We start from the raw sequence: 24,329 nt of genomic DNA on the forward strand, positions 1-24,329 counted from the left end.
CAACCCCGGACAACAAAAAAGCCGGAACCCCTTGTTTGACGGGAGGTTCCGGCTTTCTGTGGTCCTTGTGGGACCGTCTAATGGTGGAGGTGGGCTCTACCTTACTCGCCCGGCCGAGCCTTACGCGGCAAGGGGCGGCGCGCCGGAAGCGGGGTCTGTACCCCCAGCCGTACCCCCAGTTTCGTTGCCATGATCCCGCTCCGAAACACGCTCCGAAATCCACGCCTCAACCTCGGCTTCCACCCACCGAACTGAGCTCCCCAAGCTGACCGGTTTGGGGAAGGATCCGGCCGAAATGCGCGAATAGAGGGTCGATTTGGACAGGCCGACCCGGTCCTGGACCTCGCTTCTGCGGAGCAGGCGGCGTGGGGTGAGCGGTTGCACGTTGCTGGTCATCTTGTCTCCTTCGCCGCAGTGCGCGGCTGATTCATTGCAGCAGTAGGGGAAGGACGGCTTGCTGGCCGGGTGGCGTCCATGACCTTCAGCGCCTCGGCTATGTCGCCGGCGGCAAGGTGATGCAGGGCTAGGCCGCGCGCCTCCCAAGCACGGATGGCGGTGGGGGACGCCGACTGCAGGTCGACCCCGCTCATGCCTGCGAGCTCGTGGGCGGTGCGCTCGACCGAGTCGCCAAACACCAGGCCATGGGCGCTCATGCTGCCCGGTCCATCGGTTCTTCCAGGCCGTCGAATAGGCTGGGCATGGACATCTCCCGCTCCGCTGCCTGCAGGTACTTCACCCCGTCCATGAAGTAGGCGGTCGAGAGTTCAGCGGCGCGGCCCCGGCGACCCTTCTTCAAGGCGCGGTAGGGGACCGTGAACAGGCCCCCGAACGGGTCGAACACCACGTCGCCCTTGTTGCTGTACCGCTCGATCAGCCGATCGACGATGTCGAACTGCAGCGGGCAGATGTGGTTTTCCAGACCTCGCTTCGTCTGCTCCCCGTTGAGGGTGATCATTCGGTTGACGTCGTGCCAGACGTCCGGGTGGTGGCTGCCGGGTGCCAAGGACATGAAGGTGGACGGCAGTGCGCCCCGCGATTCCAGTTGCTCGCCGATGCGCACATGGGCCTCGTAGTCGTAGACCTGCTGCAGGCTGTGCTGGGTGAACAGCTTGGCCAGCTTTTCCGGGCCCAGCTGGCCGAGCTCGTCCGCCGTGAGCAGCCGATTGCCGCTGGAGCGCCAGAATGCATGTGCGTCTACCTGCCAGTGCGCGCGGGTGTAGTCGGTCTTGGCCTTCTTGACCGGCTCGTCGGCGTAGCCCTTGGAGCGGTCCGTCTGCGGTTTGTGCAGCAGCACGATGTACTCGGGCGAGCCGACGCCCATCTTCGTGCCGTCCTTGCACTGCTCCGACCAGCCCAGGCGGTAGGTCTGGTTGTTCTCGCGCACCACGTCGGTCACGATCGTAATCAGGCCCATGTAGTCGAACCCGTGCGAGCGGTAGTGGAAGATGGCCTCCGCGTGGAAGGGGCTGACGGTCGGGACGCCGGCGCCGGTGACCGCGCCAAACTGGATCCGGTCCTTCACGTGGATCGCGGCGATGCGCCCAGGCTTCAGCACGCGCAGCAACTCCTTCGACAGGTGGTCCATCTGTGCCCAGAAGTGCGCGTTGTCGTCGGTGTGGCCGAAGTCGTTGTAGCTGGGGCTGTACTCGTAGTGGTTCGCGAACGGGATCGAGGTCACGATCAGGTCCACGCTGTTGTCTTCCATGCCGCGCGCTTCCTGCACGCAGTCGTTGTTGGCGACCACCCAGCCTTCACCGCTGGCCTCGATGCGGTCGATGCCGATGGAGCGCGTCAGTACCTGCGCCATCGCTGCCTTGCTGAGCCCGTATTCCCTGATGATTTCGCTCATTTTTTCCACCATCTGCTCGTGTCGTTGCCACTTCGCCCGGAGGCTGGCCAGCACCTCGCGCTCGCTCTCGGCGTGGACGATCCACACTTCGACCGGGTGCTGCTGCTGGAACCGCTGAATGCGGTGGATCGACTGGATGAAGTCGTTGAACTTGAACCCGATGCCGGCATAGACGGCCAGGTGACAGTGCCGCTGGAAGTTGCAGCCGCTGCCGGCGATGACCGGCTTGGCCGACAGGATCCGGACCTCGCCCTCGCTGAAGGCCACAACGGCTGCCTCGCGCTCGTCCAGATCCTGGTCCCCGTAGATGCTCACAGCTTCCGGTACCGCAGCCTGCAGGGCGTGCCTTTCCGCTTCCAGGTCGTGCCAGATGAGCCAGTGGTCACCTGCACGGGCGGCGACGATCTGCTGCACAGCCGCGACCCGGGCGGGGAGGGTGTCCCGCTTCTCGCGCGCTGCATCCTGCAGGCCCAGAGCCGCATCGCGGAACATCTTCCCTTGGCCGTCCCGCTCGGTACCGGCGCTGCCGTGATCCACCGGCACCTCGTGGTAGTGCACGGTCAGCTCGGGCAGGTCGTAGCCTTCGTCGCTGTAGCCGAGGTCTGACGGCTTCTGCAGGAACAGCGCCCAGCTTGCCACCCAAAGCCAGAACTCCCGCTCCTTGTGCGGGTAGAGGGTCAGGTTGTTGGCCTTCGCGCTGTCGCGCTTGAACCAGCGCGTCAGGGCCTGGCCGGTGTCCATGACGCCCAGGAAGCCGGCGTAATGGATCAGCTCCTTGTACCTGTTGGGGCTGGGCGTCGCGGTGGCCACGTACCGGTACCGGACGTCGTCGAAGAGGGTCAGGAACTGCTGGTAGGTCTTCGAGCCGAAGCTACGCAGGACCGACGCCTCGTCCAGGCTGGCGATCGAGAAAAGGTTCGGATCCAGCTTCCCATCGCGGACGGACTCGTAGTTCGTCAGGTGCACGCCGTCAAACTCCGGATCGATGTCGCCGCTGGTCCGTACAAAGCGGGTCTGCATGCCGAGCATCGCCGCATCGCGCCGGAACTCCTGCCGGACGCCGAGCGGGATCACGATGCCGGCCGCGCCGCCGGCGTGCTGCCGGCCGAGACGGCAGATCTCCAGCTGCTGCACACTCTTGCCCAGGCCGAAGCGCTGGAAGAGCGCGCGGCGCCCGCCCGCGCAGGCCCACACGACGCTATCGCGCTGGTGCGGCTTCAGGATCGGGTGCACGTCCTCCGGCAGCACGTCGAAGCCCAGCGACGGGGCGACGCGGATCTTGCGTTCGAGGAAGTCGCGGTATGGGTCGCTCATGCCGCGTCCCTCATCAGGCCCATCACCAGCGCCTTCGCGGTGCGGTTCGGCACCGCGTTGCCGATCTGCTTTGTGATCTCCGTGGCGTTGCCGGCGAAGTCGTAGACCTCGCCCTCGTCGTCGAACGACGTGGCCCTGGCCAGCTCGCGCCAGTGCAGCATCCGGTAGTTGATGTCGATCACGACCTTGTCGGCCAGCTCGGCGGCAGGCAGGGCCAGCCCCAGCTCGCCGCGGTTGGCGCCAGTGATGGTCGGAAGCGGCTCATCCATGCCGTGGGTGCGATGGTCGCCGTGGTGCGTGACGGGCAGGGCGAACGGCTCGGCCAACGCTAGCGATTCGGAGCAGGTGATGGTGGGCATCGGCTGGCTGGCCGTGCGCATGTCGCCAGTCCGGCCGGTACCGACGTTGCCGCGCATCACGATGGGCTCGGCCAGCGCCATTTCATTCGAACCAGTCAGGGCCGGCATCGGCGCGTCGGCGTCCAGCACGCGGCTTGCCGGGTCGCGGCCATCACTGTCGCCGTGACCTGCGCGCATCAGCACCGGCTCGGCCAGGCCGAAGCGCGCCTTGGTGGTGACCGACGGCACCGGCTCGGCCACGGACTGCGCGGTCGCGGTGGCACCGTAGTACTGCGCGACCAGCGGCACGGCCATCGCCTGATCGCCTCCCTTCGCCGTGGTGACCGTTCGGATCGGGTCTGCGACCGAGCGCGGCACGCCCGCGCTGCTGCTGTTGGAGGTCGGAACGATGATTGGCTCTACCAACTGCGGCCGTGCGCAGCCCGGCCGTTCGCTGCCCGCGCCGCCGGTGGTGATCGTCGGCAACGGTTGGTCGAGGTCGCGCGCTGCGCCGCCGCTGCTGGTGGCCAGCACCAGACCGACATGGGTGCCGCCAGCCGTGAGCGTCGGCAGTGGCTCGTCAGCCGAGCGCGCAGACGCCTGCAGGTGCTGGTCGCTGGTGCCGCGCATGTGGATGACCACCGGCTCGGCCTGGATCAGCCCCAGCTCGATCGCCTCGGCGCGGCTGAAAATCAGACGCGGCACGGTATCGTCCAGCAGCGCCTGCACCGCATCGATATACGGCTGCGGCCACGAGTACTTCACCGCGCCAGCGGCGATCCGGCGCAGCGTGTTCGGCTTCAGCGGCTTCTTCCTCCGGAAGATGCTGTTGCCGGTCATGCTCCAGTCGATGACCTCGCGCGCGCCGCGCCAGCGCTGCCGGGTGCCCAGCAGATCGGTACCGCCCACCCGATCATGGGTGAACTCCGGCCAGGTCAGGCGCTTGCCGTCGCTGCGCCCGATCAGGAAGAAGCGGCGGCGAGTGGTCGGATCGCCGAAGTCGGCGCAGCAGACCACCTTCCAGTCCACCTTGAAGCCGACGGCCTCCAGCGCCGCCACCCAGGCGCGGAAGTACTCGCCACGTCGGGAGGGGATCGGCCGGCCTGTGACCAGGCTGCAGGGACCCCAGTCCATAAACTCCGGCACGTTCTCCACCAGGATGCGGGTCACCCGCAGTTCGGTGCACCAGCGCACCACGTGCCACGGATCCATCCGCTGCTGATCGTGGACCGGGCGGCCGCCGCGCGCGCGGCTGTGGAACACGCAGGATGGCGCGGCGATGAGCAGGTCCAGCCGGCCCTCGGGCACCAGCGTGAGCGGCAGCGCTGATTCGAGATCGGCACAGTGGATACGGTCGGCGTCCTCCCGGTGGTTGCGGCGGTTCGTCTCGATCGCGACCGGCCAGTGGTTCACGCCGATCAGCTTCACCGGCAGGTCCAGCTGCCGCATTGCGCGCTTCGCGCCATTGGACAGGCCACCGGCACCGCAGAACAGGTCGCCAATGAGCATGGAGCGGGATCGCGTCTTCGGTTTGATGCGAATTTCAGGCGATCGGGATCCGTCAGCCATGGTGTTCTCCGTTGAGGGCGGCGCGAAGGCGTTGGACCTCCGCGCGCCAGAATTCGATGGTTTCTTCGCTGCTGGTGCGCAGCGTTTCGTGGTGGCCCAGGCTGGCCGCCGCTTCGATCAGCTCAGCCAGCAGCGGCTCGCGTTCCTCGGGCGTCAGCAGGCCGGCCCGGCGCAGCACCAGGTTCTCGCCCTGCAGCTGCTCGTTCCGCTCGACGGCCAGCACCAGCCAGTGGCGCAGCGCGTCCTTCGTCGGCTGCTTCATCCGGCCAGGGGCCTTGCCTTGCGCCGGCTGCAGAACGAGGGTGGTCATCAGCGTGCGTCCCGCCGGGCTTCGGCCAGGATCTCGCGCAGGTCTTCCAGCACCTTGCGGTCCTCGCCCTGCGCGATGGCTGCGGCCAGGGCGCGCTCCAGTGCGTAGGCGCGGTCGTTCGGATGGATGTAGGTCATGGCAGAATCAGCTCCAACAGGGAGGGTCTATGGCTATTGAGTTCTGTCCGCTTGACGCGGTGTGGGGAAACTGGGCGGACTGGGCGGCAGTGCTTGTTGGATCCGCAGCTGCGGGGGGCACGATCTGGGTAGCTTGGCTCGCTCGAGACACTTCGGAGCGAGCGACGAAGATCGCTGAAGAGGCAAAAAAGATTGCCGCGCAGCAGCACGGAGAGGCCGTGCAGGTTCGTGAGGCCAATGGTCGTATCGTCGGCAGGCTGCTCGTTCATGAGGTTTCGGAGCTGCCCGTCAAGCTCTTCTCTCTTCATGAACGGTGTCTCCGCATTCTGAGCGGCGACTGGGATAGCTTGAAAAATCGAGAGGTCGATTTCATTGAGGACACCCTCAGAAAACACTCTGTATCCCTGATGCCTGGCGCTGAAATGTCTGCTGATCGGCTCCATAACCTTCCCGAAGAACTGGGAAATGACCTGGCAGTACTCATTGGTTACAGCCGGACACTGAGTTCTATGAGCGAAGAGATGTTGCAACAGGTGTACACAGTGGAAACTCCGGGAAGACTTGGAAGCTTCGTGGGCCCCCGCCGGATGTACTCCGGTAGCAAGGAAGCAATGCAGAATTACTCGAAGTATGTCCAGATGTTTTCGACTTACTGCATACCTACCGTTGCCATGCTGCGCGAATTCACAGGCAGCGATCCTCACGATTTTTCCAGGTTCGTTATCAAGACAGCGGAGTAACGGATTCACCCCAATACCCCCATCGCCTGCAGGTCGATCCCATCAACCTGATCGCGCAGGCGGTGGCAGGCAGCGCGCAGCGCGATCGCCATGTCACGACGGGTGTCGTGGCGGTAGAAGTTCAGGCCGAGGAAGTGCAGGGCGCCGGCGTGGTCGCGGCGGAAGAGGCGGTACACGACGATGCCTGACGGGCCCATCGGGAACCTGCCCCAGGAGAAGCCCGTGTTCTTGGTCGGCGAGCGGCGGACTGCGGGATGGCGGCTCACGGCTTGCCTGCCTTCGCGGCTTTCCGCCGATCCGCACCACCCTCGACGACCCGCCGTCGGCTGATGCCCTTCTTGTCGATGCGGGTGGTGCCCAGCACCTGGACCTTGCCGCCCTTGCGCTCGAACAGCGCGACGTCGGCGGCCAGCTTCTGGCGCTCTGTGGCCTTCTCGCGATCACTGGCGCTGCCGAACAGCGGCTTCACGTGGATACTGGTCATGCCGCTGCTCCGGCGACACGCTGAATCAACTGGGTAGCCAGCGACTCGCATTCCTGCTCGACATAGGGGAGGTCGCGGTGGACAGCGAACGCATCCCGCTCCCACAGAAAGGGGTGCTCTGGGTGCTTTTCTCGCATCGACTGCAGGTACACATCGCTGGGAGCGTCGCCGTGATGCGCGCAGTCGAAGCCGAACCACCACAGGCCATTGGACGGGGCAGGGTAACTGTCACCGCCGCCGGAGAACGTCAGGCTGCCGTGCACGTCGAATACGCTGTCCAAGCGCGCATGGCCATCGGGATTGGCGAGCAGGGCCAGGACGCCGCGCTTCCCGACCGATTCGTTTTCCGGGAAGTGCACGGTTTGGCTGGTGGCACCGTAGTCAACGCCGTGCAGCGGGTGAGCAGCGGGAATCCCGACGTAGCCGCAACGATGGCCGCGGTCGAGCAGCAATACGACCGCGCGAAGGCCGGCGGCAGTCGTCCAATCCTTTTCAATAGTGGTCATGCTGCGGTCCTCAGGGGCACGCGGCTCACCGGCCCGTGCCACAGGTTGAAAGTGTTGTTGATCCGGACCTGCACCGGATCCGGCTGGATCGCCGGCAGCGGTGTGCGCAGACGGCGAGCGTCGTTGTTGCAGAGGGTGCAGGCCGGTTCGCGCCCGCGGCTCCCTGCGCGCTGGAACGAATCCAGCGGCAAGGTGCGGCAGCACTTGGTGCAGGTCCGGCAGTCCATCAGGCGGCCATCGGATACTGTTGGGCGGCGTCGCGCAGGCCTTCGATCAGGGCCTCGCACATCGCCGGGAACTGCGCCTGGTCGTACAGCTTCGCCGCGCCGGTCGAGTTGATCGGCCTGAACCCGAGCTGGGCCAGTCCGTCGGCCGAGATCGACAGCGGGGCGATGCGCGCATTGATGTCGCCCAGCTTGATCTTGACCACCTCGCGCGGCGCGCTCGTGCTCCCCGGTGCGGGGCTGCTGGCCACCGCGGTCGGCACCGGGCGCGTTACCTGGGCGACAGGCTGCTGGACCGTCTGCGCTGCCTCGACCGGCGCTGGCGCGGGCTCAGGTTCCGGTGTCGCCAGGGCGGCCGCAGCGCGCTCCGCCTCATCTCGCTTTTGCTGGGCGGCAGCTTCATCAGCGACGCGCTGGCGCGCCTTCTCCTCCTCTTCCTGCCGGATCTTCTCGCGCTCATCGTCCAGCCGCTTCTGCTCCGCCTTCTGATGCTGAGCGATGCGGGTAGCAACCAGGTTGCGCAGGTCTTCCGGCGCCTTGCTGCTGCACAGCTGCACGCGGTCGGCGAACAGGGTCGCGTGTTCCGGGTGCTCGGCGAGGATCGCCATGTTGGCGCGGATCCGGTCGGCGGCCTGGCTGGCAGTGATCTTCGCGTTGGTGGCCACCGCGTCGACGGCGTCCTGCATGCTGGCGAAGGAGCGCTTGCCCTTCATGGCCGCCTGCAGGTCGGCGATCAGCGTGGCCGGCATCGCCAGACCGTGCTCGCCAAGGGTCTCGTTGATCGAGCGGACGTGGTCCTGCACCGCGCGGCGGGCGTTGTTGCCGATCTCGGTGCGGCGCTCTTCCTTCCGCTTCGTGACCAGCTTGTCCAGGGCGAGGCGCGTGGCCCGGGCCTGATCGCTGATCGCATCGATGGTACGGAACAGCTCGTCGATGCTCTCGGTCTGGCTGAGGGCATGCTGCTTGGCACCCTTCAGCTGGTCCTCGATATCGCCGCACCACTTCACGGTCTTTTCGGCATCAGCGAAGTCCTGATCGGTGGTCAGCTCCTGGCTGATTCCTTGGAACACCGCGATAGCCCGATCCTTCCATTCGGCGAGGTTCGAGGCTGTGACCATGCCTGTCACCTCGATGCGCAGTGCCGGCATCTGGTCAGGCGCGCGGCCGGTGGCGGCCGGCGCGGCCGGTGCCTCGGGTTCATACGCGGCCACGTCGGCCTCCAGCTGGGCCCAGCCCGCGACGATGCGCGCACGCAGCTCGGGGTTCGGGGTGTACCAGCAGTGGCGCTCCTCGAGCAGCTCCCACTCGTCGCCCACGCGCTTCCATTCCGACGCCATGAAGAAGATGCGCTCGGCCTGGGAGACCATTGCCTGGTGCTCCATCTGGACCTGGTACATCAGCGGCAGGTCGGTTCCGGTGCAGCCGTCGAACATGGCGTCGCGCAGCGTCTGGTTCAGGCGCTTGTGCTCCCACGCGATGTCTTCAAGCAGGGTCAGGCCGTCGAAGCTGGCCGAGTACTTGTCCTGAGCACCGGTGACCGGATACAGGTCTTCGCCGATGAGGCCTTCGGCGATCACACGGGCCTGCGCTTCGAACTCGTGGCCCGGGTCAATCACTCGTTCCTGCACAAAATCGCTGAACTCGCGCGGCACGCCGGCGGCCAGCTCTCGAATCAGTTCGGCACGGGTCTGGTTGGTGGAAGCACCGAGCATTGCCGGCGCATCGCTGGCGTTGAAGTGCTGCGCGCGGTGGGCGTGCCATTCCGGCGTGCCCTGGATGAGGTTCACGGTGCGCATGATCAGCCCTCCACCGCAGTCTGGGTGGTCCCGCCGGCATCGCCCTGGGGCTCGCCTTCGTCCGCATCCTTCGGCGGATTGCGGATGTCCTTCAGCTGTTCGGCCGTGAAGCGGGCCTTGGTCTGAAGCGTCGCGATCAGGTCCTCGGCGGACTTCTTGCCACTGGCGATGATGTCCCACCACTTCGGCAGGTTCGCGCTGAAATCGGCTTCCGAGTAGAGCGGCAGAGCCTTCTCGGCCTTTTCAACCTTGCCTTCGATCACCCCGCGACCCGGATCGCCGGAGCCCGGAATGTCCATGATCTCTTCGGCGATCGGCATGCCGCGCAGCACGTCCGCGAAGACGTCGCGCAGGGCGAAGGCGCGGGCCCGCATCTGGCGCATGCGCTTCGGGTACTGCGTCCAGGGGCCAGCCTTGCCGAGCAGGCCGGCCACCTTGGCGTCATCCATGCTGAAGGTGCGGACCTCCTCGGCTTCGCCGCGGCGCTTCACCCGGCAGACAGCGGTGTGACCGTCGTCTGCCTCGGAGATGTACTCGCACAGCGGTGAGCTGCGGACCAGCGCGATCACGGCATCACCCCACAGCGCGGGGCGGCCGTTGATGATCGCGAGGTTCTGGAGCGCCTGCAGCGGCTTCAGCCCCAGCTCGGCGCCCCACTGCATGGCGATCAGGCAGTTGGCCGGTTTACCCTTGAAGTCCTTCGGTACCAGGTCGCTGTCGGCGAGGTAGTCGGCGAAGGTCAAGGCCTGCTCAAACGTCTGCGGGCTGAGGTCGAACTGCTGGCGCGGCTGTGGTGCCACCGCGACCTGTTGTTGCACCTGGGCATTCATGGCTTTGGATCTCCGGCCGGTGTGACCGGCTTGATGGGAATGGGGTGTCCCGTATCGCCGGGACCACGCGGGCTTTGGCTTCCAATGCCCAATCACGGAATCGAACCGCATCTCGTCTTCACCAGAACGTCGCCACCTAGCGGGAATCGAACCCGCGATTTACTGGAGGAGAGGGCCGGTGCTGATCTCCGGCTTGGCGGGACTCAAACCCGCTTACGTTTAACGATCGATAGACGTCAATTCGCCAGCATCAAACGGGTCTGCCGGTTCCTCCGTCTCCAGCGGATTCGCTTTCGCTACCAGCCCCGAACTACATCGGGGGTGTTTTCCCGCACGTGAGCGCATCAGCCTGCGCATTCCTCTCCGTAGTCGGTCAGGCGGCCAACGGGTAGTTGTCGTCGGGCGTCTCGGTGACCTTGCGGTACGGGTACTTCTCCGGGAACGCTTTGATGTAGGCGCCGAAGTGCTTGCCGATGGAGTCGGCAGCCTTGAAGGCCTCGAACTCGTCGGCGCTGAAGTTCTGATAGTGGTAGAGCGAGCCGGGGCCGCGGTTGGCGCCATATCCCTTGGTGAAGCGGATGGCCAGGGTGTTGGTTTCCGGGTCGTGCCCGATGCTGTGGATCTGCGAGGACTCGACGTCAACGAGCTCGATGCGGCCAGCGGCCGGCGTGGTGTTGCTCATGGGGTGCTCCTGGGCGGTTGGAGAGTTGCCGGCGTTGCCCGGCCGGCGCGGGTGTGTAGTCCGCAGGGGACGGACTACAGGGGGATCAGGCAGCGAGGTCTTCCTGCTGCGCCTGCGCGCTGGGAGGCGTGAGCGTGATGCGGACGTTTTCGCGAACCAGAGCATCGGAAAGCTCTGCGATCTCGTCCTTGCTGAGCTCGGTCGACACCGTGAAGCTGAGCGCGACGCTTCCGCCCTCAAGCGGCTGGATCGTGAGCTTCTTCAAGGTCAGGGCCACCAGCACGATCGGCTCGACGGAAGAGTCGTCGTAGGTGTCTTCGATCGCCAGCTCGTATCCGGTGAACTTATGGCTCACCGACACTGGAGCCAGGCCGGGATGGCGGACGGCGACGAGGCCGTCAATGATCTGTGCGGCAGCGGCCTTCTGCTCGTGGTCGAAGTCGAGCTGGTCGCCCTTCACGTGTTTCCGGAAGAGGCTCAGGCGCAGGCCCGGCTCGATGGTTTCGAGGATGGTGTTAGGGGCGGTGCACGCGAGAACCAGGTCACCGGCCAGGATTCGTTCTTTGCCGTGCTTCTGAATTCGCTGGTTGACGCTGCGGACGGATGCTTCGTGCTGTTCGAACTGCAACATGGGAACCTCGTCGGTATGGCCGGCCACCGCCGGCGGATTGGGAATCAGTGGATGTCGTCGGTGCAAATCGCTTCCGGCGAGCGTGCGGCGCGGATGACGCGGATACGGCGGGCTCGGGTCAGCACCGCCAAGACGCGGCCGAACTGATCGACGGTGATCCACGCGGTGAGCAGCAGCACGAACAGAGCGACCACCACCGGCGACATCGCGTTGCGCTCGTAGCAGTAGCCAGTGGCCCAGCCGAAGGCGCCCAGGACAAAGCCGCAGAGCAGGAGAGGGGAGAGACGGCGCATCACTGCTCCTTGGGTTCGTCGGGGAGGGTGGGTAAGACCAGTTCGATCAGGTAGAGAACTCCGGTCACCAGCGGGACGCCCAGACAGATCCCGCAGATGACACCAGCGCCGAACTCGCTCATGCGGCCTCCGGACCGTCATCGCGCGCGGCGAGGCTGAGGTCAGCCTTCATGTCGGCCACGGCGCGGGCGGCGCTCTTCTTGCCTTCCAAGACCTCTCTGCGTGCAGTGCGAGCGGCACGGTACGCAAGGTGCTCGGCATAGCCCATCCGGCGTGCCGCGATGTTCACGGCGGCGAAGGCGCCTGCAGCGCGCTGGCAGCGCACGGACGGCGTGAAGGAGAGGATGACGGCGCTCATGCCGCGCGCTCCAGATCGGCGTTGCCGCGCAAGATCTGGTCGGCAGGCAGCAGCGAGTCGACGGCGAAGGGGTTGACCAGGCCGCGCACGCGGTCGATCAGCTCCTGGCGCGCGTCCCGGCGGCGCTGCAGTTCCAGCGACGTCATCCCGGAGCGATCGCTGCGCGCATCGCGGCCAGTGGGAACGATGTCCAAGGCGTCGCCCAACAGCATCAGTTGGTGGCGGCGGGCGGCCTCCCACGCGGTTTGGCAGTCTTTGCTTACCCAGAAGTCGGCCATATAGGCCGTCTCGCAGCCCGGCATGTCCAGCCCCTGATTCAGCAGGTGGGTGCGCAGGATGATGGCGATGTTCCGCTGCTCGCGGATCTCGTCGGCCGGATGGGCCGAGGGCTGGGTGCTGCTGACGGGCTGGTCCATGACGGTCTCCATCGCCCTGCCTCGGATGAGGTGTCGGTGGGCGTGGATCAAAAGGTAAGCCGGACTTACGTTCGTGTCAAGCTCGACTTACATTCGCTTGCCGGATCAATTCTTAACAGAACTATTTCTGTTCAGCTTATGGTGATGGCCAAAAAAAAGCCCCTTGGTCAGGGGCTTTCGATCCTATCTTCCAACAGCAAGCCTAAGGCTCGCGCCCCCACTTTGCTCGATAGTCATCACGCATTTTGCGGCAGGCCATGGAGTGGAATTGCAGAACATCCGGGGTGTACTGTCGGTCCGAGTTCATCCGCTTATATTCATCGTCGCAAAACGCAACTGCTCGTGCGGACTTACGTTGTTCTTCTCTTTGCTGATGAATCTCCAGCGCCTCAGACGGGCTACTCTGGGACGTGCCGCTGGCCGAGATTCGGAAAAACAGCAACAACAACATAGCCGCCAAGATGAGGAAATATGGCCACAACTTGTTATGGCGTGAGTTCACTGTGCTAACCGTCGCAAGGACAGAGTCAATTTTCCTGAGTTCGCTGTGGTTCTGCGTCGCCTGGTTCTGTTCGCCGCGAAGTGCAACAGGAGCACCACAACCAATACAGGAAGTCGCTCGATCGCTGATCTCTCGGGTGCATTCTTCGCATCGCACGAGTGCCATCAAAAATCCTTAATCCAGATGGTGGGAGGCGTCAGACCAATTGATCGCCGGCCGAGTCAACGTCAACAGTGATGAGCTCGATCAATGCCCAAAGAACTGTGATGACCAGGCCAATGACGAGCCATCCCGTGAGCAATGTAATTAACAGCTGAATCACACCGCGGCCGTTGTAGCCAGCATAGAAGTTGTGTATGCCAAAACAGCCCAGGAATAGGCCAAGGATGATGTACACCCCCCGGCTCTTTGCAGTCTTTATGATTCGTTGCGCAGACTGTAGTCCTATATCTGCACCTTTCGTCCCAGTTGGCGCGCCGCAGCCGATGCACGCAATAGCTTTATCACTAATCTGCTTTCCGCAGTCTAAGCACTGAACCAGCGCCATGCTGTCACTTCCTTGATTGAAATTAGAACTCTTCCCCGCGCCGCATCAGCGCACCACCAACGATCCTACCCGCCACGTGCAGAGTGTCGAGCTCGCCGGCAGGCAATACCGAGCTCTGATATTTCGGATTGGTGCTCACAATATGCAGGCCGTTGGGCAGCATCTGTAGGCGCTTGACCATCGTGTAGCCGTTGAGGTTGATCAGGTACACGCCGTCACCGTCGAAGTGGCTGCGCGCAGTGTCCACCATCACGACATCACCATTTTTGATGTCCGGATACATCGAGTCGCCACGAATCGTAATCAGCTGCACTCGGCCTTTGTCGGGAATAAAACCGATCTGGCTCCTGACCTGCCACTCCGCAATGTCGATCTCGCGTAGTACAGCCGGATAATCTTGGTTCACCACACCACCACCTCCGGCTGCCTGCCCATCCATCATGTGGAACCGAATGTAGCCGGGCGTGGTCGCAGTGCGTGAGAACTCCAAGTTTCGCCCCTCAGCGGTTAGACCTTCCAGGCTTGCGGAATCGTCATGGAGCCAGTTCATAGGGGCATTGGTCAGTTTTGCAAACGCGGCCAGGTTCTCCCTCGACGGTGCGGTTCGTCCGCCTTCTTTGGTCGATTCCCACTGGGCAACAGCTTCACGCTTGATGTCCAGCGCTGCCGCGACTTGAGCCTGGGTAAGGCGAGCGGTCTTGCGGGCATGGCGAATGCGATCAGAGAGGGTGGAAGCGTTCATCAGACAATTTTGTAAGATCACCTTACACAAGTCCACGTAAGTGTCGCTTGACTGAATAGTAAGGCGGGCTTACATTTGACGCATGAAGCCCACCTCGATCAAAGAACTTGGCGGCCCGGCGCTCATCGGCAGGGTCTGTGGCGTTTCCTCTCAGGCTGTGAGCCAGTGGAAGCGCGTCCCTGCGGAACACGTCTTGGCTATTGAAGCGGCGACGGGCGTATCCCGCCACGACCTGCGGCCGGACGTGTTCGGCCCTGCGGCGGCCAACGACGGGGAGGTGGCCAATGCTGCCTGAAGGCCAGGCGTCCGCGCGCCGGAAGTGCGAAGCGAACTTTGCAGAGCTGTACGCGGCTACCTCAGCACCTGTCGGCAGTACTTCAGCCAAGCCTCGCTTTTCTCCACGAGCTTCTGATGCGCAAGTTGGCCAACCGGATTCAAAGCAGAGTTCGTGCCGCTCACTGAGCGCGCTCTTGCGATTTCTTCTTCGATTGCGGCGAGTAGCTCGGCAGGGCGGGGATGGGTGCTTATGACTGCGGTCAGCACCGCGTCCAAGGTCTGCACCTGGCCAAACAAGGCCATGAACAGCGGGTCCTCTCTCAATTCCATGTCGTCCTCCTTGCGGGCTGTGCGTGTGGTGACCGCAGCCTACCGCAAGGGGGGCGACTCCTTCTTCCGTCCGTGATCTGACCGTATCCATGGCGCCCATCGTGCGCCGCCGACGCCCAGGCGTCTCCAATCGAGAAGTCCGCCCATGAATGTTTCCGATGCCGCCTACGACACCGTCCACCAGCACCCGGGTGGATCGGTCGCGCTGGCCCCGCGTATGGGGATGTCCGACGCCACCCTTCGCGGCAAGGTCAATCCGAACACCGACCGCAACCTGCTGAGCCTGCAGGAGGCCGATACGCTGATGGGCAAGACCGGTGACTTCCGGATCCTGCACGCCTTGGCGGCCACCCACGGTTTCGTGGCGCAGCGTGTCGATGCTCCGGCCAGCGGCACGATGATCTGCGCGCTCCTGGCAGCGTCGGCTGCAAAGGGTGACCTGGCAGAGGTCATCTCCGCCGCCATGGCCGATGGCCAGATCAGCCCGAACGATGCTGACCAGATCACCCGTGCGTGCGCGCAGGTGATGGCCGCGATCGTGCAGGTCAGCCAGCACGCTGAGGCAGCGGCGGCGAGGGGTGGGGCATGAATGCCACAGCGATGGCCCTGATCACCGTAAGGCAGCTCTGGCACATCGCCGGGGTGCTGCTGGTGCTGAAGGGGGCTGCATGAGTGTCCAGTTCTCATGGCAGTCGGCCGTGACCAAGTCGAACCTGGAGGGCTCCACGAAGTTGGTACTGCTGGTGATCGGCACGTACATGAACCAGCACGGTGACGGCGCTTTCCCGTCCTACAGGACCATCGCCGCCGGTGCATCCCTCAACCGTGCGACGGTCATCCGTCATGTCGAAATCGCGGTGTCACAGGGCTGGTTGAAGAAGCGTAGCCGGGTCCGTGTAGTTTGCGGATCTGGCCGCATCGAAGCCGACTCCAATACCTACCAGATCGCCTTTCCGGTGGTCGCGCAGGACGACCAGGGTAGTCGCACAGAACAACCACCCCTAGTCGCACAGGACGACCACCCTGGTCGCGCAGGACAACCAGGGGTGGTCGCGCAGGACGACCCTAACACCCCAGCTTTAACACCCCAAGGAACACAAGAACCCCCCGTACCCCCCAAGGGGGGCGCCAACGTGGGTTCGAAGCCGAAGGTGAAGCGTCCCAAACGGGAGCTGATGACCTTCCCCAGTTTCGTGGAGGGCTGCCGAGCTGCCGGGGAGCGGATGATCCGCCTCGATGACCCAATCTTCGATTTTGCTGAGGACGCCGGAATCCCGAAGGAGTTCATCGCGCTGGCGTGGCGCGAGTTCGCGATCAAGCACCGGGACAGCGGCAAGCAGCAGAAGGACTGGCGGGCCCACTTCCGCGATTCCGTGCGCCGGAACTGGTTCAAGCTCTGGTGGTGCCCGAATGGCGGCGGCTGTGAGCTGACCACCAGCGGCGTGCAGGTGAAGCGGGAGCGGGATGCCGAGCGCGATCGTGAGCGGCTCGAGCATCAGGCCCAACAGGACCAGGCCGCATGAGCACCATCCAGCACTTGGTGAACGTCTCTGGCGGCAAGGACAGCACGGCGGTGTACCTGCGTGCCATCGAGTCGGGCCGGCCGTTCCGTGCGGTTTTCGCCGACACCGGCAACGAGGACCAGCGGGTCTACGACTACATCGCCGAGCTTCCCGGCCGCACAGGCGGCCCGGTGGTGGAAACCGTGCGCGCCGACTTCGCGCGGCAGCTGGCGCAGCACCGCGCCTACATCCTGGAGCGCTGGCCGGGCGAGGGTATCTCGAACGAGATCGTTCAGCAGGCTGCGGCCCTCCACGAGCCCACCGGCAACCCCTTCCTGGACCTGTGCATCAGCAAGGGGCGATTCCCGTCCCGCATGGCGCAGTTCTGCACCGAAGAGCTGAAGACGCTGCCCATCACCCTGCAGGTGGTCGGGCCGATGCTGAAAACCGGGCCGGTCCTGCAGTGGCTGGGAATTCGCGCAGACGAATCCGCCAACCGCGCCAAACAGTCGCGATTCAACCGGCATGAGTCGGGCTCGATGGTGTGGCGGCCGATCTTCGACTGGTCCGTCGAGCAGGTGTGGGCGCAACACCGGAAGCACGGCATCGCCCCGAACCCGCTCTATGCCCTGGGCATGGGCCGCGTCGGGTGCATGCCCTGCATCAACTGCCGGAAGAGCGAGCTGCGGAACATCGCCGATCTGTTCCCCGACCACATCGACCGGATCCGGCAGTGGGAAGAGATCGTGGCCTCGGCCAACAAACGCCGGAGCGCAACGTTCTTCCCGGCTGTCACCGACCCGACCGACGCTGACCGGCCAGGCAGCTACTCCCGGATCGACACGTTGGTCGAATGGAGCCGAACCGCCCGAGGCGGGCGGCAGTTCGATCTCTTCTTCCAAGCTCAGGCCGGCGGGGGCTGCACGTCCGATCTCGGGCTCTGCGAAAGGAGCGCTGCATGAGTGCTGTTCCCGAATACCTCGACAACGTCTCCCAGCTGCGCATGCCGCCGCATTCGGTCCCGGCCGAGCAGTCGGTGATCGGCGCGCTGCTGCTGGCACCTGAGGCCCTGAAGCAGGTCCGCGACCAGCTGGCGCCCGAGGACTTCTACCGGCGCGAGCACCAGGTGATCTACCAGGGAATCTGCGACGTTGACGACCTGAAGCGCGAGGTCGACGTGGTCACCGTGGGTGACTGGATCACCGCGAACGTCGAGGTCGGTGCGCAAGACCTGATCGCCACGGTGTACGAGCTGGCCAGCAGCACGCCGTCGGCGGCCAATGTCCGCGCCTACGCCGACATCGTGCGTAACAAGGCGCTGCTGCGGCAGCTGATCGACACCACCACGGACATCGCAGATAGCGCCTACCAGGCCAGTGACGATGAGGCGGAGGAGGTCGTTTCAGCATCTGCGGCGAAGCTGGCCGGCCTGACCGTGAAGTCCAGCGGCAACGGTGGGCTGGTCATGGTGCGCAGCGGCGTGCAGCGGGCGTGGGACGAAATGGAATCCCGCTTCCACGGCGAGGGCACGCTTGGCCTGGCGCCGCGATGGAGCAGCGTGCGCCGCAAGATTCCCGGCCTGGAGCCTACGGACCTGATCGTTCTGGGCGCGCGCCCGTCGATGGGCAAGACCGCGCATGCGCTGAACTGGGCGGAAGACGCCGCCGCCGGCGGCCGGAACGTCGCGGTCTTCAGCCTGGAGATGTCGGCCTCCCAGCTGAGCATGCGGCTGATGGCCGCCCACGCCGGTGTCGACCTGAGCCGCATGCGTGAGAAGGGCGCTCTGACCGATGACGAGTGGGGCAGGCTGTCGCAGGCCCGTGCGTACCTGCACACGCTGCCGCTGGCGATCGACGACTGCGGCTCGCTGTCCGTCGACGCTCTGGCTGCCCGAGCTTCCCGCATGCACGCCAAGGTGGCGGGCGGCCTGGGCCTGATCGTTGTGGACTACCTGCAGCTGCTCACTGGCAAGGCCAAGTCCGAGAACCGCACGGCCGAGGTGTCCTACATCTCGCGGCAGCTGAAGCGACTGGCCAAGGATCTGAACTGCCCGGTGATGGCGCTGTCCCAGCTCAATCGTGGGCTGGAAGGGAAGACCGACAAGCGCCCCGGCATGGCCGACCTGCGTGAGTCCGGTGCGATCGAGCAGGACGCCGACGTGATCGCCTTCCTGTACCGGGATGACTACTACACCAAGGATGCCTGCGGCGCGCCGGGCATCTCCGAGTTGATCGTGGCGAAGAACCGCCAAGGCGAGACGGGCACCTGCTACCTGCAGCACCGCCTGCAGTGCAGCTCGTTCGACGACTACACCGGCCCGCGCCCGAACTACACCGTCAAGGCCACTGCGGCATCCGCCGGCGGACAGGATGAATTCGGCCTGCCGATGCCGCGCGGGCGCCGCCGTAGCAGCCGTGGCATGGCGGCAGGAGACGACGAATGAACACGACCGCGATGGCCAAGGCAAAGAGGAAGCTGCGCACCAGGGACGTGAACCTTGAGGTGCGCAAGCTGGTGGACCCCGATACGGGCGAAATGATCGGCGCGCTTGTGCCGGCGCACCAGGTGGACCAGCGGTCGCTGCGCGAGCGCAAGTTCGGCACCGGCAAGCTGTTGCGCGCCACGCTGCGGCAGGACCGCAACCCGATGTTCTACCGCAAGGCCCACGTCCTCTCCGGCTGGCTGGCAGACAACGTTGAAGCATTCACTGGCCTGTCCCAGCACGACGCCCTGAAGAAGCTGCAGGAGCTGTCCGGCATCGGCTGCGAAGCGGTGGAATACGACCTGCCGGGCATCGGCAAGCTGACCCGCACCGAGGCGGAATCGCTGAACTTCGCCGACATGGACGAGGGCCGGTGGAGCGAACTGTGGGACGGCGGTACTGGCGACGGCGGCTGGATCGGCTGGCTGCGCCGTGAGGTGTTCGGCGGCTTAGCCGCAGAGAGCCGCGAGGCAGTCGAGCTGATAATCCAGAAGCCCCGGGAGGGCGCATGAACCACATCGAGAAGAGGGCGCGGGAGCTGCTGGCGATAGAACACCGCCACGACCAGCGACGCGCCAAGGGAATCCGAATCGGGCACAAATCTGTATCCCGAGACGACCACCTGGCGGTGTGTGCCATCGTCGCCGCCATCACGCTTCGAGATGGCGAGCTACTGGCTGGTGGGGCGGTCAACCTGCTGGGCCAGGAGAACTCCGTCATCGTCGCGGCCCAGATACTCGATGTAGTTCCTGCGGCCGCACTCGGTGCAGACGAAGAAGGTGCCGTAGTGGTCGGTGGTCAGAGTGACCAATCCGTCGGCGTCGAGCTGGCAGAGGTCGCAGCGGAGCATGAGGCTGGTGTACACCTAGCCCATGACCGACATGTGACGCCGCAGTGGCAGCCGATTGAGTCGGCGCCGAAAGCTACGCGTTCGATCTTGGTGTGGTGCCCCGAGCGCCAGAACCAATACATGGTCTATTGGGACCGGTTGGGTTCGGGTGAGTGGCGAAACGTTGGCGGCTGTACAGTCCTGACCGAATCGCCTACCCACTGGATGCCGCTGCCGGCCCCGCCGGAGGTGTCGCCGTGAAGCTGGTCGGCAACTGCCTCGTTGTGGCCCTGGCCGCCAAGCTGATAGCCCCCCGCCGCGTGCGCATCCGCAGCATGCGTAATCGCGCCGGCCGGGTCCACTTCATGTGGGAGAAGGACGGCGTGCCCTACGAGTTCTACACGCCGGGGGCTTCGCGGTCGTCGTATCTCCGGAACTCGCTGCGCGTCGGCGAAATCCGCCGAGTCGGAGGAAGCCGCTGATGCGCCGCGCGATCAAGGCCGCGACCAGGTCCGAACAGGCATACCAGGACGCCGCTCGTGCGCTGGGCTGCGTGGTCTGCCGCTGGCGGCACGCCGCCGGCCTGCAACGCGGCATCGGCTGCGGCCCGGTGCGGATCCACCACCGGAACATCGGCGACCTGCATGGCCAGAAGCAGATCGGCCAGCACGCCGTGGTCGCCATGGGCGACTGGCACCACCAGGGCATCCCGATGCCCGGCAAGAACGGCAAAGCCATGTACGCCATCTACGGTCCCAGCTTCCAAGAGCAGGCGCGCGAGTTCCGCATGTGGACCCTCGACGCGCTGCCCGGCCTCGGCCGCGGCACCGAGGCATGGCAGGGCTATCAGGACCAACTACTCCAGCAGTCAGCACCGAAGGACGCAGCAGCATGAACGACGAGAAGCGATACGCCACTGCCCACGAACAGGGCCGCACGGCACGCCGCGGTGGGAAGCCGCGCAGCGCCAATCCTTACCAGGGCAGCACCAAGCTGGTCCGCGACCTGCACGAGCAGCACGACCTCGGCTGGCTGGCACAGGACAGCGAGAACGCGGCCGCACGCCGGAGGGCACGATGAGCGCTCTGCGCCTGACCTTCGGTATCGACCCTGGCCTGAAGGGCGCGGTGGCCACGCTACTGGACGGCGTGCCTGGCCCGATCTTGGACTTGCCCACGGTGGACGTAGATGGCTGGGGGGAGATCGATGCCCGGCCCATCGTCCTCTTCATCCGCGAACAGCGTGCAAAGAACCCCGGCGCCTATGTCTCGGCCTGTATCGAGAAGGTCGGCGCGCGGCCAGACGACGGCGGCACCAGTGCCTTCCGGTTCGGCCAGACCGCCGGCAAGCTCCAGGCCATCTTGGAAGTGCTGGGCATCCCGCAGACCCGGGTCATCCCGTCGGTGTGGAAGCGCTCCATGGGGCTCATCGGCAAGGACAAGGATGCGGCACGCCAACTGGCGCTGCGACGCTTCCCGTCGGCCGCCGGCGAGCTGAAGTTCAAGAAGCATGATGGCCGGGCGGACGCGTTGCTGCTGGCGCTCTATCACGACTCCCACGACTGGGACGGGAAGCAGGCGGCATGACCGACAGCGAGGCGATCAGCAACCTCCGGCTGCGGAAGCGCTACCGCCTGCAGCTGCGGCGGCATGGCCGGTGCTGGGCCTGCCAGTTCCGGCAGCAGGGCACCGACGGCTATCACTGCAAGGGCTTCACCGCGCGGCAAGGCAGCTGCGACACCGACGGGCGGCTGCCCGTGTTCCGATTCGACGCTGCTGTACTGGAGGGCCTGCGCGATGCGCAATAACGATCCGCTGACCGAGCAACTCCGCCGCTGGGGGCACGCCCAGGTGAACCGCTTTGCTCTGAGCCGCGCCGACCGCAGCGTGCATGTTCTGGACAAAGTCCGGGACCATGCCCCGTTGACCCGGGAACGGGCAGCGCGGGAACTAGTGGGCCGGGATGGGACAGACCGCCGGCGTTTCATGGCCGCGCGCTCCGGCGTCCAGGAGATGAGCATGCTGCCGATGTGGGCCGTCAGCCCTATTCGTTCGGCCAACGACGCTGATCACCCACACGACAACCCGGAGATAGCGGTGGACACCGGCACGCCCGACGATCTGCGCTGGGTGGATCGAGCGCTGGCCACTCTGTCGCGGCATCAGGTAGAGAAGGACGGAAATTTCGTGCTGCAAGGCCAACTTAGGGAGCTAATTGTGCGAACTGAGTTTACGGTTTCGGCCAGCCAAGCAGTTAAAGCAAGGATGGTAGAAGAGCAGTACGGCGGAAAGCTAACCGTCTGGCAGTACCGCCGTGAGCTGCAACGCGCGTTAGACTGGCTTGGCGGCAGGATGGCTGCGTGAGAGAGGAACGGATATGGAAAAAACCCGAATTGACGTTTACAAATTGGGCAACATCTGGAAGGTGCGGACGACCGTGAAGGGGGCGGTAATGTCTCCGAGCGACTCATGGATGAGCAGAACGGATGCGCTAGATGTGGCCATGGCAATAGCGGAAGAGCGATTTCGCGAGAATAAGGAAAGTGTTGATGTGTACTACGAGGAATCTGGCCGATTCATTCTCGTTGAGAAGGGGTTTCGCCATTTCACTTGACAAGTTGCACACTCAGACCTAGCCTTTCAGCGAGCGTCAAGAATTCCCCCTGAAGCCCCGGCCCTGCGCTGGGGCTTCTGCGTTTCCGGGACCCCTACACCGATCGACCACCGTGCGACCAGGCCCACCATCCTCGCCGTGAGGCGACAGGGGCCGGCACATCTATTCCTGGGCGGAAACTGGGCTGGGTCCATGACCCCGGCCAATGTGCCTATCCAGCGGTGGTGATCGGCCTTCTACGCCCGCGCACCCTTACCGGACCCATTCGCAGAGCCAGCCGGGCTGCGGTGGCGGGCACCTATTGCAGCGTGGAGAAGAGGCATCTCGCCGGGCTCATAACCCGGAGGTCGCCCGTTCGAGTCGGGCCGCTGCTACCAACTACGGAGACACCATGGTGAGCACTGAGGTAGTAGCGGCCGCCATGGGCGCCGGGAAGTACGCGCAGGCGCTGGAAGAGGCCTGCATTCGCTTTGGGATCGTGACGGCGCTGGAGAAGTCCCACTTTCTGGCGCATATGGCGGTTGAGTCGCAGGGCTTCACCCGCGTACGCGAGAACCTGGGCTATAGCGCGCAGAGACTGCTCGAGGTCTTCCCTGGCCGGAACGGCCTGAAGACGTTGGCGCAGGCAAAGGTCATCGTTGCCGGTGGGCGTGACGCAATCGCAGAGGCCATTTACGGCGGCGCCTGGGGGGCCAAGAACCTGGGGAACACGCAGCCAGGCGACGGTGCCCGGTTCCCCGGGCTCAGTCTGATCCACCTGACCGGCCGCGCCAACGTGACCGCTTACTCGCAGGCCATGTACGGCGATGACCGTGTAGTGCGCGAGCCCGGCCTACTGGAGAAGCTGCCCGACGCGGTGCTGGCGGCCGGCTGGTACTGGATCTGGCGCGGCTGCGGTGAGCCCGCGAGGCGAGATGACCTGGAGGGCAGTACCCGCAAGGTCAACGGCGGGCTCAACGGCTTGGCCGATCGGGCAATCAAGTTGGCGCAGGCCAAGAAGCTCTTCGGCATCGCATGACCGCGTCAAAGAAGAAGCCGCGGCTGTCCCCGGTCAGCCAGCTGCAAGGCGTGCTGGTGGTGCTGGACGGCAGGACCAAGATTCCGACCGCTGAGCTGCTGTCGACCATCCGAGGGATGGTGAGCGACGCACTGGCGGTGATGCAGGAGCCGGACCCCGCGAAGCAGAAGATCGCCTTCGTGCTCCTGGCCATCCAGCAATCCACCGAGGTCGCAGTGCGGGTGGTGCGCGGCAAGGACATCACCCGGGTGACGGTGATCGACCAGCCGCTCTACCACTGGGCGCTGCGCGAGATCCACGCATTGGCAGGTGCCGCATGACCTTCGCAACCCGAAACGTCGGCGCGGCCCGTGTGGGCATCGCCGTGCTGGTGCTGTTCCTGGTCGGCATGGCCATGGCCGCGCTGGTGTCTATCGCCATCCCGCCCGAGAACAAGGATTCATTCGGCATGCTGATTGGCGGCTTGAACAATGCCACCGGCATGGTGATCGGCTACTTCTTCGGCATGACCCGCAGGGGCAATGGGGCCTGATATGAATCGCACGCTGATTGCAGTGATCGCCTTCGTTGCTTGGTCGGCCGGTATGTTCGGCGCTGGCTGGGCGTGGCGCGGCGATCGCGCCGAGGGCGTCGAGGCGCGGCAGCAGGCAGGCGCCAGCGCCGGCCAAGTGCACCAGGTAACCCAGGCCCGCGCCACCGAACACACTCAGGCCGAGGTGATGGCCTCCATCGGAGCGAAGCATGAAGAAGACCGAGCTGCGGCCGAGACCGTCCCTGCTGCTGTTGTTGCTGAGCTGCGTTCTGGCACTGTCCGCCTGCGCCACGACCTCGCCACCTGCCACACCGGTCGCTTGTCCGAAGCTGCCGCCGGCGCCATCGAACGTGATGCGCCCGCCGACCTCGGAGTCACGCTTGCGGGCCCTGCTATTGGAATCGGCCGCGACGCCGACGACCAGCTCCGCGCCTGCCAAGCCGTGATCGCAGCGGACCGGGTTGAACTGGCGCACTAAC

Annotated in this window: 39 protein-coding genes and 1 tRNA gene; 19 read left to right on the forward strand and 21 right to left on the reverse strand. The window is 65.0% G+C overall.

Annotated features, from left to right (window positions below; all coding sequences use genetic code 11):
- Window positions 1–120 precede the first annotated feature (120 nt).
- The 6 genes from BCL79_RS13460 to BCL79_RS20330 are packed head-to-tail and all read right to left on the reverse strand — an operon-like array spanning window position 121 to window position 5,517.
- Window positions 121–396 carry a helix-turn-helix transcriptional regulator gene (locus tag BCL79_RS13460; protein WP_121041940.1) on the reverse strand — a complete coding sequence of 92 codons (276 nt, stop codon included), beginning with the start codon at window positions 394–396 and terminating at the stop codon, window positions 121–123.
- Window positions 393–653, reverse strand: a complete 261-nt coding sequence (locus BCL79_RS13465; RefSeq protein ID WP_183073779.1) for a hypothetical protein — start codon at window positions 651–653, stop codon at window positions 393–395. The genes BCL79_RS13460 and BCL79_RS13465 overlap by 4 nt, the downstream gene beginning before the upstream one ends.
- Window positions 650–3,163 (reverse strand): DNA methyltransferase, encoded by a 2,514-nt coding sequence (locus BCL79_RS13470; protein WP_121041942.1) that lies wholly within the window; start codon window positions 3,161–3,163, stop codon window positions 650–652. Before BCL79_RS13470 ends, BCL79_RS13465 begins: the two co-directional genes overlap by 4 nt.
- Window positions 3,160–5,010 carry a DNA cytosine methyltransferase gene (locus BCL79_RS13475; protein ID WP_121041944.1) on the reverse strand — a complete coding sequence of 617 codons (1,851 nt, stop codon included), beginning with the start codon at window positions 5,008–5,010 and terminating at the stop codon, window positions 3,160–3,162. Before BCL79_RS13475 ends, BCL79_RS13470 begins: the two co-directional genes overlap by 4 nt.
- Before the next feature lie 52 nt (window positions 5,011–5,062).
- The gene (locus tag BCL79_RS13480; protein WP_121041946.1) at window positions 5,063–5,380 is read right to left on the reverse strand and encodes a hypothetical protein; all 318 of its coding nucleotides are present in this window, start codon (window positions 5,378–5,380) and stop codon (window positions 5,063–5,065) included.
- Window positions 5,380–5,517, reverse strand: coding sequence for a hypothetical protein (locus BCL79_RS20330; RefSeq protein WP_183073780.1), 138 nt, complete (start codon window positions 5,515–5,517; stop codon window positions 5,380–5,382). The genes BCL79_RS13480 and BCL79_RS20330 overlap by 1 nt, the downstream gene beginning before the upstream one ends.
- 29 nt (window positions 5,518–5,546) lie before the next feature.
- On the opposite strand from BCL79_RS20330, the gene BCL79_RS13485 reads away from it, so the two are divergent.
- Window positions 5,547–6,257, forward strand: coding sequence for a hypothetical protein (locus BCL79_RS13485; protein ID WP_121041948.1), 711 nt, complete (start codon window positions 5,547–5,549; stop codon window positions 6,255–6,257).
- Window positions 6,258–6,262: 5 nt separating this feature from the next.
- Here the strand turns inward: BCL79_RS13485 and BCL79_RS13490 are convergent, their stop codons facing one another.
- From BCL79_RS13490 to BCL79_RS13550, 14 genes are all read right to left on the reverse strand, one after another.
- Window positions 6,263–6,523 carry a hypothetical protein gene (locus tag BCL79_RS13490; RefSeq protein WP_121041950.1) on the reverse strand — a complete coding sequence of 87 codons (261 nt, stop codon included), beginning with the start codon at window positions 6,521–6,523 and terminating at the stop codon, window positions 6,263–6,265.
- Window positions 6,520–6,741, reverse strand: coding sequence for a hypothetical protein (locus tag BCL79_RS13495; protein ID WP_121041952.1), 222 nt, complete (start codon window positions 6,739–6,741; stop codon window positions 6,520–6,522). Before BCL79_RS13495 ends, BCL79_RS13490 begins: the two co-directional genes overlap by 4 nt.
- Window positions 6,738–7,247: a hypothetical protein gene (locus BCL79_RS13500; protein ID WP_121041954.1), complete on the reverse strand. Its 510-nt coding sequence runs from the start codon at window positions 7,245–7,247 to the stop codon at window positions 6,738–6,740. Before BCL79_RS13500 ends, BCL79_RS13495 begins: the two co-directional genes overlap by 4 nt.
- Window positions 7,248–7,473: 226 nt before the next feature.
- Entirely contained in the window at window positions 7,474–9,267 is a 1,794-nt protein-coding gene (locus BCL79_RS13510) for a YqaJ viral recombinase family protein (RefSeq protein ID WP_121041958.1), read from the reverse strand.
- A 2-nt stretch (window positions 9,268–9,269) separates the two neighbouring features.
- Window positions 9,270–10,208 (reverse strand): hypothetical protein, encoded by a 939-nt coding sequence (locus tag BCL79_RS13515; protein ID WP_259462175.1) that lies wholly within the window; start codon window positions 10,206–10,208, stop codon window positions 9,270–9,272.
- Window positions 10,209–10,470: 262 nt separating this feature from the next.
- Complete coding sequence (locus BCL79_RS13520) at window positions 10,471–10,779, reverse strand: KTSC domain-containing protein (protein WP_121041963.1); 309 nt, start codon at window positions 10,777–10,779, stop codon at window positions 10,471–10,473.
- 85 nt (window positions 10,780–10,864) lie between these two features.
- On the reverse strand, window positions 10,865–11,410 hold the full coding sequence (locus BCL79_RS13525; RefSeq protein ID WP_147433901.1) for a hypothetical protein: 546 nt from the start codon (window positions 11,408–11,410) through the stop codon (window positions 10,865–10,867).
- A 44-nt stretch (window positions 11,411–11,454) separates the two neighbouring features.
- Window positions 11,455–11,703, reverse strand: a complete 249-nt coding sequence (locus BCL79_RS13530; protein ID WP_121041967.1) for a hypothetical protein — start codon at window positions 11,701–11,703, stop codon at window positions 11,455–11,457.
- Entirely contained in the window at window positions 11,703–11,825 is a 123-nt protein-coding gene (locus BCL79_RS20505) for a hypothetical protein (RefSeq protein WP_259462176.1), read from the reverse strand. Before BCL79_RS20505 ends, BCL79_RS13530 begins: the two co-directional genes overlap by 1 nt.
- A complete protein-coding gene (locus tag BCL79_RS13535; protein WP_121041969.1) occupies window positions 11,822–12,061 on the reverse strand; it encodes a hypothetical protein in 240 nt (79 codons plus the stop codon). Before BCL79_RS13535 ends, BCL79_RS20505 begins: the two co-directional genes overlap by 4 nt.
- Window positions 12,058–12,477 (reverse strand): hypothetical protein, encoded by a 420-nt coding sequence (locus BCL79_RS13540; RefSeq protein WP_121041972.1) that lies wholly within the window; start codon window positions 12,475–12,477, stop codon window positions 12,058–12,060. The genes BCL79_RS13535 and BCL79_RS13540 overlap by 4 nt, the downstream gene beginning before the upstream one ends.
- Before the next feature lie 202 nt (window positions 12,478–12,679).
- The gene (locus BCL79_RS20110; RefSeq protein ID WP_147433902.1) at window positions 12,680–13,144 is read right to left on the reverse strand and encodes a hypothetical protein; all 465 of its coding nucleotides are present in this window, start codon (window positions 13,142–13,144) and stop codon (window positions 12,680–12,682) included.
- 31 nt (window positions 13,145–13,175) lie between these two features.
- On the reverse strand, window positions 13,176–13,526 hold the full coding sequence (locus BCL79_RS13545) for a TM2 domain-containing protein (protein WP_121041974.1): 351 nt from the start codon (window positions 13,524–13,526) through the stop codon (window positions 13,176–13,178).
- A gap of 22 nt (window positions 13,527–13,548) precedes the next feature.
- Window positions 13,549–14,268 (reverse strand): XRE family transcriptional regulator, encoded by a 720-nt coding sequence (locus BCL79_RS13550; protein WP_121041976.1) that lies wholly within the window; start codon window positions 14,266–14,268, stop codon window positions 13,549–13,551.
- Between the two features lie 82 nt (window positions 14,269–14,350).
- Between BCL79_RS13550 and BCL79_RS13555 the strand changes: the two genes are divergently transcribed.
- Window positions 14,351–14,563, forward strand: coding sequence for a transcriptional regulator (locus BCL79_RS13555; RefSeq protein WP_121041978.1), 213 nt, complete (start codon window positions 14,351–14,353; stop codon window positions 14,561–14,563).
- 56 nt (window positions 14,564–14,619) lie between these two features.
- Here the strand turns inward: BCL79_RS13555 and BCL79_RS13560 are convergent, their stop codons facing one another.
- Window positions 14,620–14,874: a hypothetical protein gene (locus BCL79_RS13560; protein ID WP_121041980.1), complete on the reverse strand. Its 255-nt coding sequence runs from the start codon at window positions 14,872–14,874 to the stop codon at window positions 14,620–14,622.
- 145 nt (window positions 14,875–15,019) lie between these two features.
- On the opposite strand from BCL79_RS13560, the gene BCL79_RS13565 reads away from it, so the two are divergent.
- The 17 genes from BCL79_RS13565 to BCL79_RS13650 all read left to right on the forward strand — a co-directional run bounded on the left by BCL79_RS13565 (window position 15,020) and on the right by BCL79_RS13650 (window position 24,328).
- Window positions 15,020–15,463 carry a phage regulatory CII family protein gene (locus tag BCL79_RS13565; RefSeq protein WP_121041982.1) on the forward strand — a complete coding sequence of 148 codons (444 nt, stop codon included), beginning with the start codon at window positions 15,020–15,022 and terminating at the stop codon, window positions 15,461–15,463.
- Window positions 15,464–15,542: 79 nt separating this feature from the next.
- Window positions 15,543–16,397: a helix-turn-helix domain-containing protein gene (locus BCL79_RS13570; RefSeq protein WP_121041984.1), complete on the forward strand. Its 855-nt coding sequence runs from the start codon at window positions 15,543–15,545 to the stop codon at window positions 16,395–16,397.
- The gene (locus BCL79_RS13575; RefSeq protein WP_121041986.1) at window positions 16,394–17,338 is read left to right on the forward strand and encodes a phosphoadenosine phosphosulfate reductase family protein; all 945 of its coding nucleotides are present in this window, start codon (window positions 16,394–16,396) and stop codon (window positions 17,336–17,338) included. Before BCL79_RS13570 ends, BCL79_RS13575 begins: the two co-directional genes overlap by 4 nt.
- Window positions 17,335–18,819 (forward strand): replicative DNA helicase, encoded by a 1,485-nt coding sequence (gene dnaB, locus BCL79_RS13580; RefSeq protein WP_183073781.1) that lies wholly within the window; start codon window positions 17,335–17,337, stop codon window positions 18,817–18,819. Before BCL79_RS13575 ends, dnaB begins: the two co-directional genes overlap by 4 nt.
- Window positions 18,816–19,370 (forward strand): hypothetical protein, encoded by a 555-nt coding sequence (locus BCL79_RS13585; RefSeq protein ID WP_121041990.1) that lies wholly within the window; start codon window positions 18,816–18,818, stop codon window positions 19,368–19,370. The genes dnaB and BCL79_RS13585 overlap by 4 nt, the downstream gene beginning before the upstream one ends.
- Window positions 19,367–19,948 carry a DUF551 domain-containing protein gene (locus BCL79_RS13590; protein WP_121041992.1) on the forward strand — a complete coding sequence of 194 codons (582 nt, stop codon included), beginning with the start codon at window positions 19,367–19,369 and terminating at the stop codon, window positions 19,946–19,948. The genes BCL79_RS13585 and BCL79_RS13590 overlap by 4 nt, the downstream gene beginning before the upstream one ends.
- The gene (locus BCL79_RS13595; RefSeq protein WP_121041994.1) at window positions 19,945–20,169 is read left to right on the forward strand and encodes a hypothetical protein; all 225 of its coding nucleotides are present in this window, start codon (window positions 19,945–19,947) and stop codon (window positions 20,167–20,169) included. The genes BCL79_RS13590 and BCL79_RS13595 overlap by 4 nt, the downstream gene beginning before the upstream one ends.
- Window positions 20,169–20,582 carry a hypothetical protein gene (locus tag BCL79_RS13600; RefSeq protein WP_121041996.1) on the forward strand — a complete coding sequence of 138 codons (414 nt, stop codon included), beginning with the start codon at window positions 20,169–20,171 and terminating at the stop codon, window positions 20,580–20,582. Before BCL79_RS13595 ends, BCL79_RS13600 begins: the two co-directional genes overlap by 1 nt.
- The gene (locus tag BCL79_RS13605) at window positions 20,579–20,767 is read left to right on the forward strand and encodes a hypothetical protein (RefSeq protein WP_121041998.1); all 189 of its coding nucleotides are present in this window, start codon (window positions 20,579–20,581) and stop codon (window positions 20,765–20,767) included. The genes BCL79_RS13600 and BCL79_RS13605 overlap by 4 nt, the downstream gene beginning before the upstream one ends.
- Complete coding sequence (locus tag BCL79_RS13610) at window positions 20,764–21,273, forward strand: hypothetical protein (protein ID WP_121042000.1); 510 nt, start codon at window positions 20,764–20,766, stop codon at window positions 21,271–21,273. The genes BCL79_RS13605 and BCL79_RS13610 overlap by 4 nt, the downstream gene beginning before the upstream one ends.
- Entirely contained in the window at window positions 21,270–21,494 is a 225-nt protein-coding gene (locus tag BCL79_RS13615; RefSeq protein WP_121042002.1) for a hypothetical protein, read from the forward strand. Before BCL79_RS13610 ends, BCL79_RS13615 begins: the two co-directional genes overlap by 4 nt.
- On the forward strand, window positions 21,484–22,050 hold the full coding sequence (locus tag BCL79_RS13620) for a hypothetical protein (RefSeq protein WP_121042004.1): 567 nt from the start codon (window positions 21,484–21,486) through the stop codon (window positions 22,048–22,050). The genes BCL79_RS13615 and BCL79_RS13620 overlap by 11 nt, the downstream gene beginning before the upstream one ends.
- 552 nt (window positions 22,051–22,602) lie before the next feature.
- A tRNA-Met gene (locus BCL79_RS13630) sits at window positions 22,603–22,677 on the forward strand.
- 14 nt (window positions 22,678–22,691) lie between these two features.
- On the forward strand, window positions 22,692–23,318 hold the full coding sequence (locus BCL79_RS13635; RefSeq protein ID WP_121042008.1) for a glycoside hydrolase family 19 protein: 627 nt from the start codon (window positions 22,692–22,694) through the stop codon (window positions 23,316–23,318).
- Complete coding sequence (locus BCL79_RS13640) at window positions 23,315–23,638, forward strand: hypothetical protein (protein ID WP_121042009.1); 324 nt, start codon at window positions 23,315–23,317, stop codon at window positions 23,636–23,638. The genes BCL79_RS13635 and BCL79_RS13640 overlap by 4 nt, the downstream gene beginning before the upstream one ends.
- Window positions 23,635–23,850 (forward strand): hypothetical protein, encoded by a 216-nt coding sequence (locus BCL79_RS13645; protein ID WP_121042010.1) that lies wholly within the window; start codon window positions 23,635–23,637, stop codon window positions 23,848–23,850. Before BCL79_RS13640 ends, BCL79_RS13645 begins: the two co-directional genes overlap by 4 nt.
- A gap of 1 nt (window position 23,851) precedes the next feature.
- On the forward strand, window positions 23,852–24,328 hold the full coding sequence (locus BCL79_RS13650; protein WP_121042217.1) for a lysis system i-spanin subunit Rz: 477 nt from the start codon (window positions 23,852–23,854) through the stop codon (window positions 24,326–24,328).
- Window position 24,329: the final 1 nt, after the last annotated feature.

Origin of the sequence: Stenotrophomonas rhizophila (assembly GCF_003651185.1) — a bacterium.
GTDB lineage: Bacteria > Pseudomonadota > Gammaproteobacteria > Xanthomonadales > Xanthomonadaceae > Stenotrophomonas > Stenotrophomonas maltophilia_Z.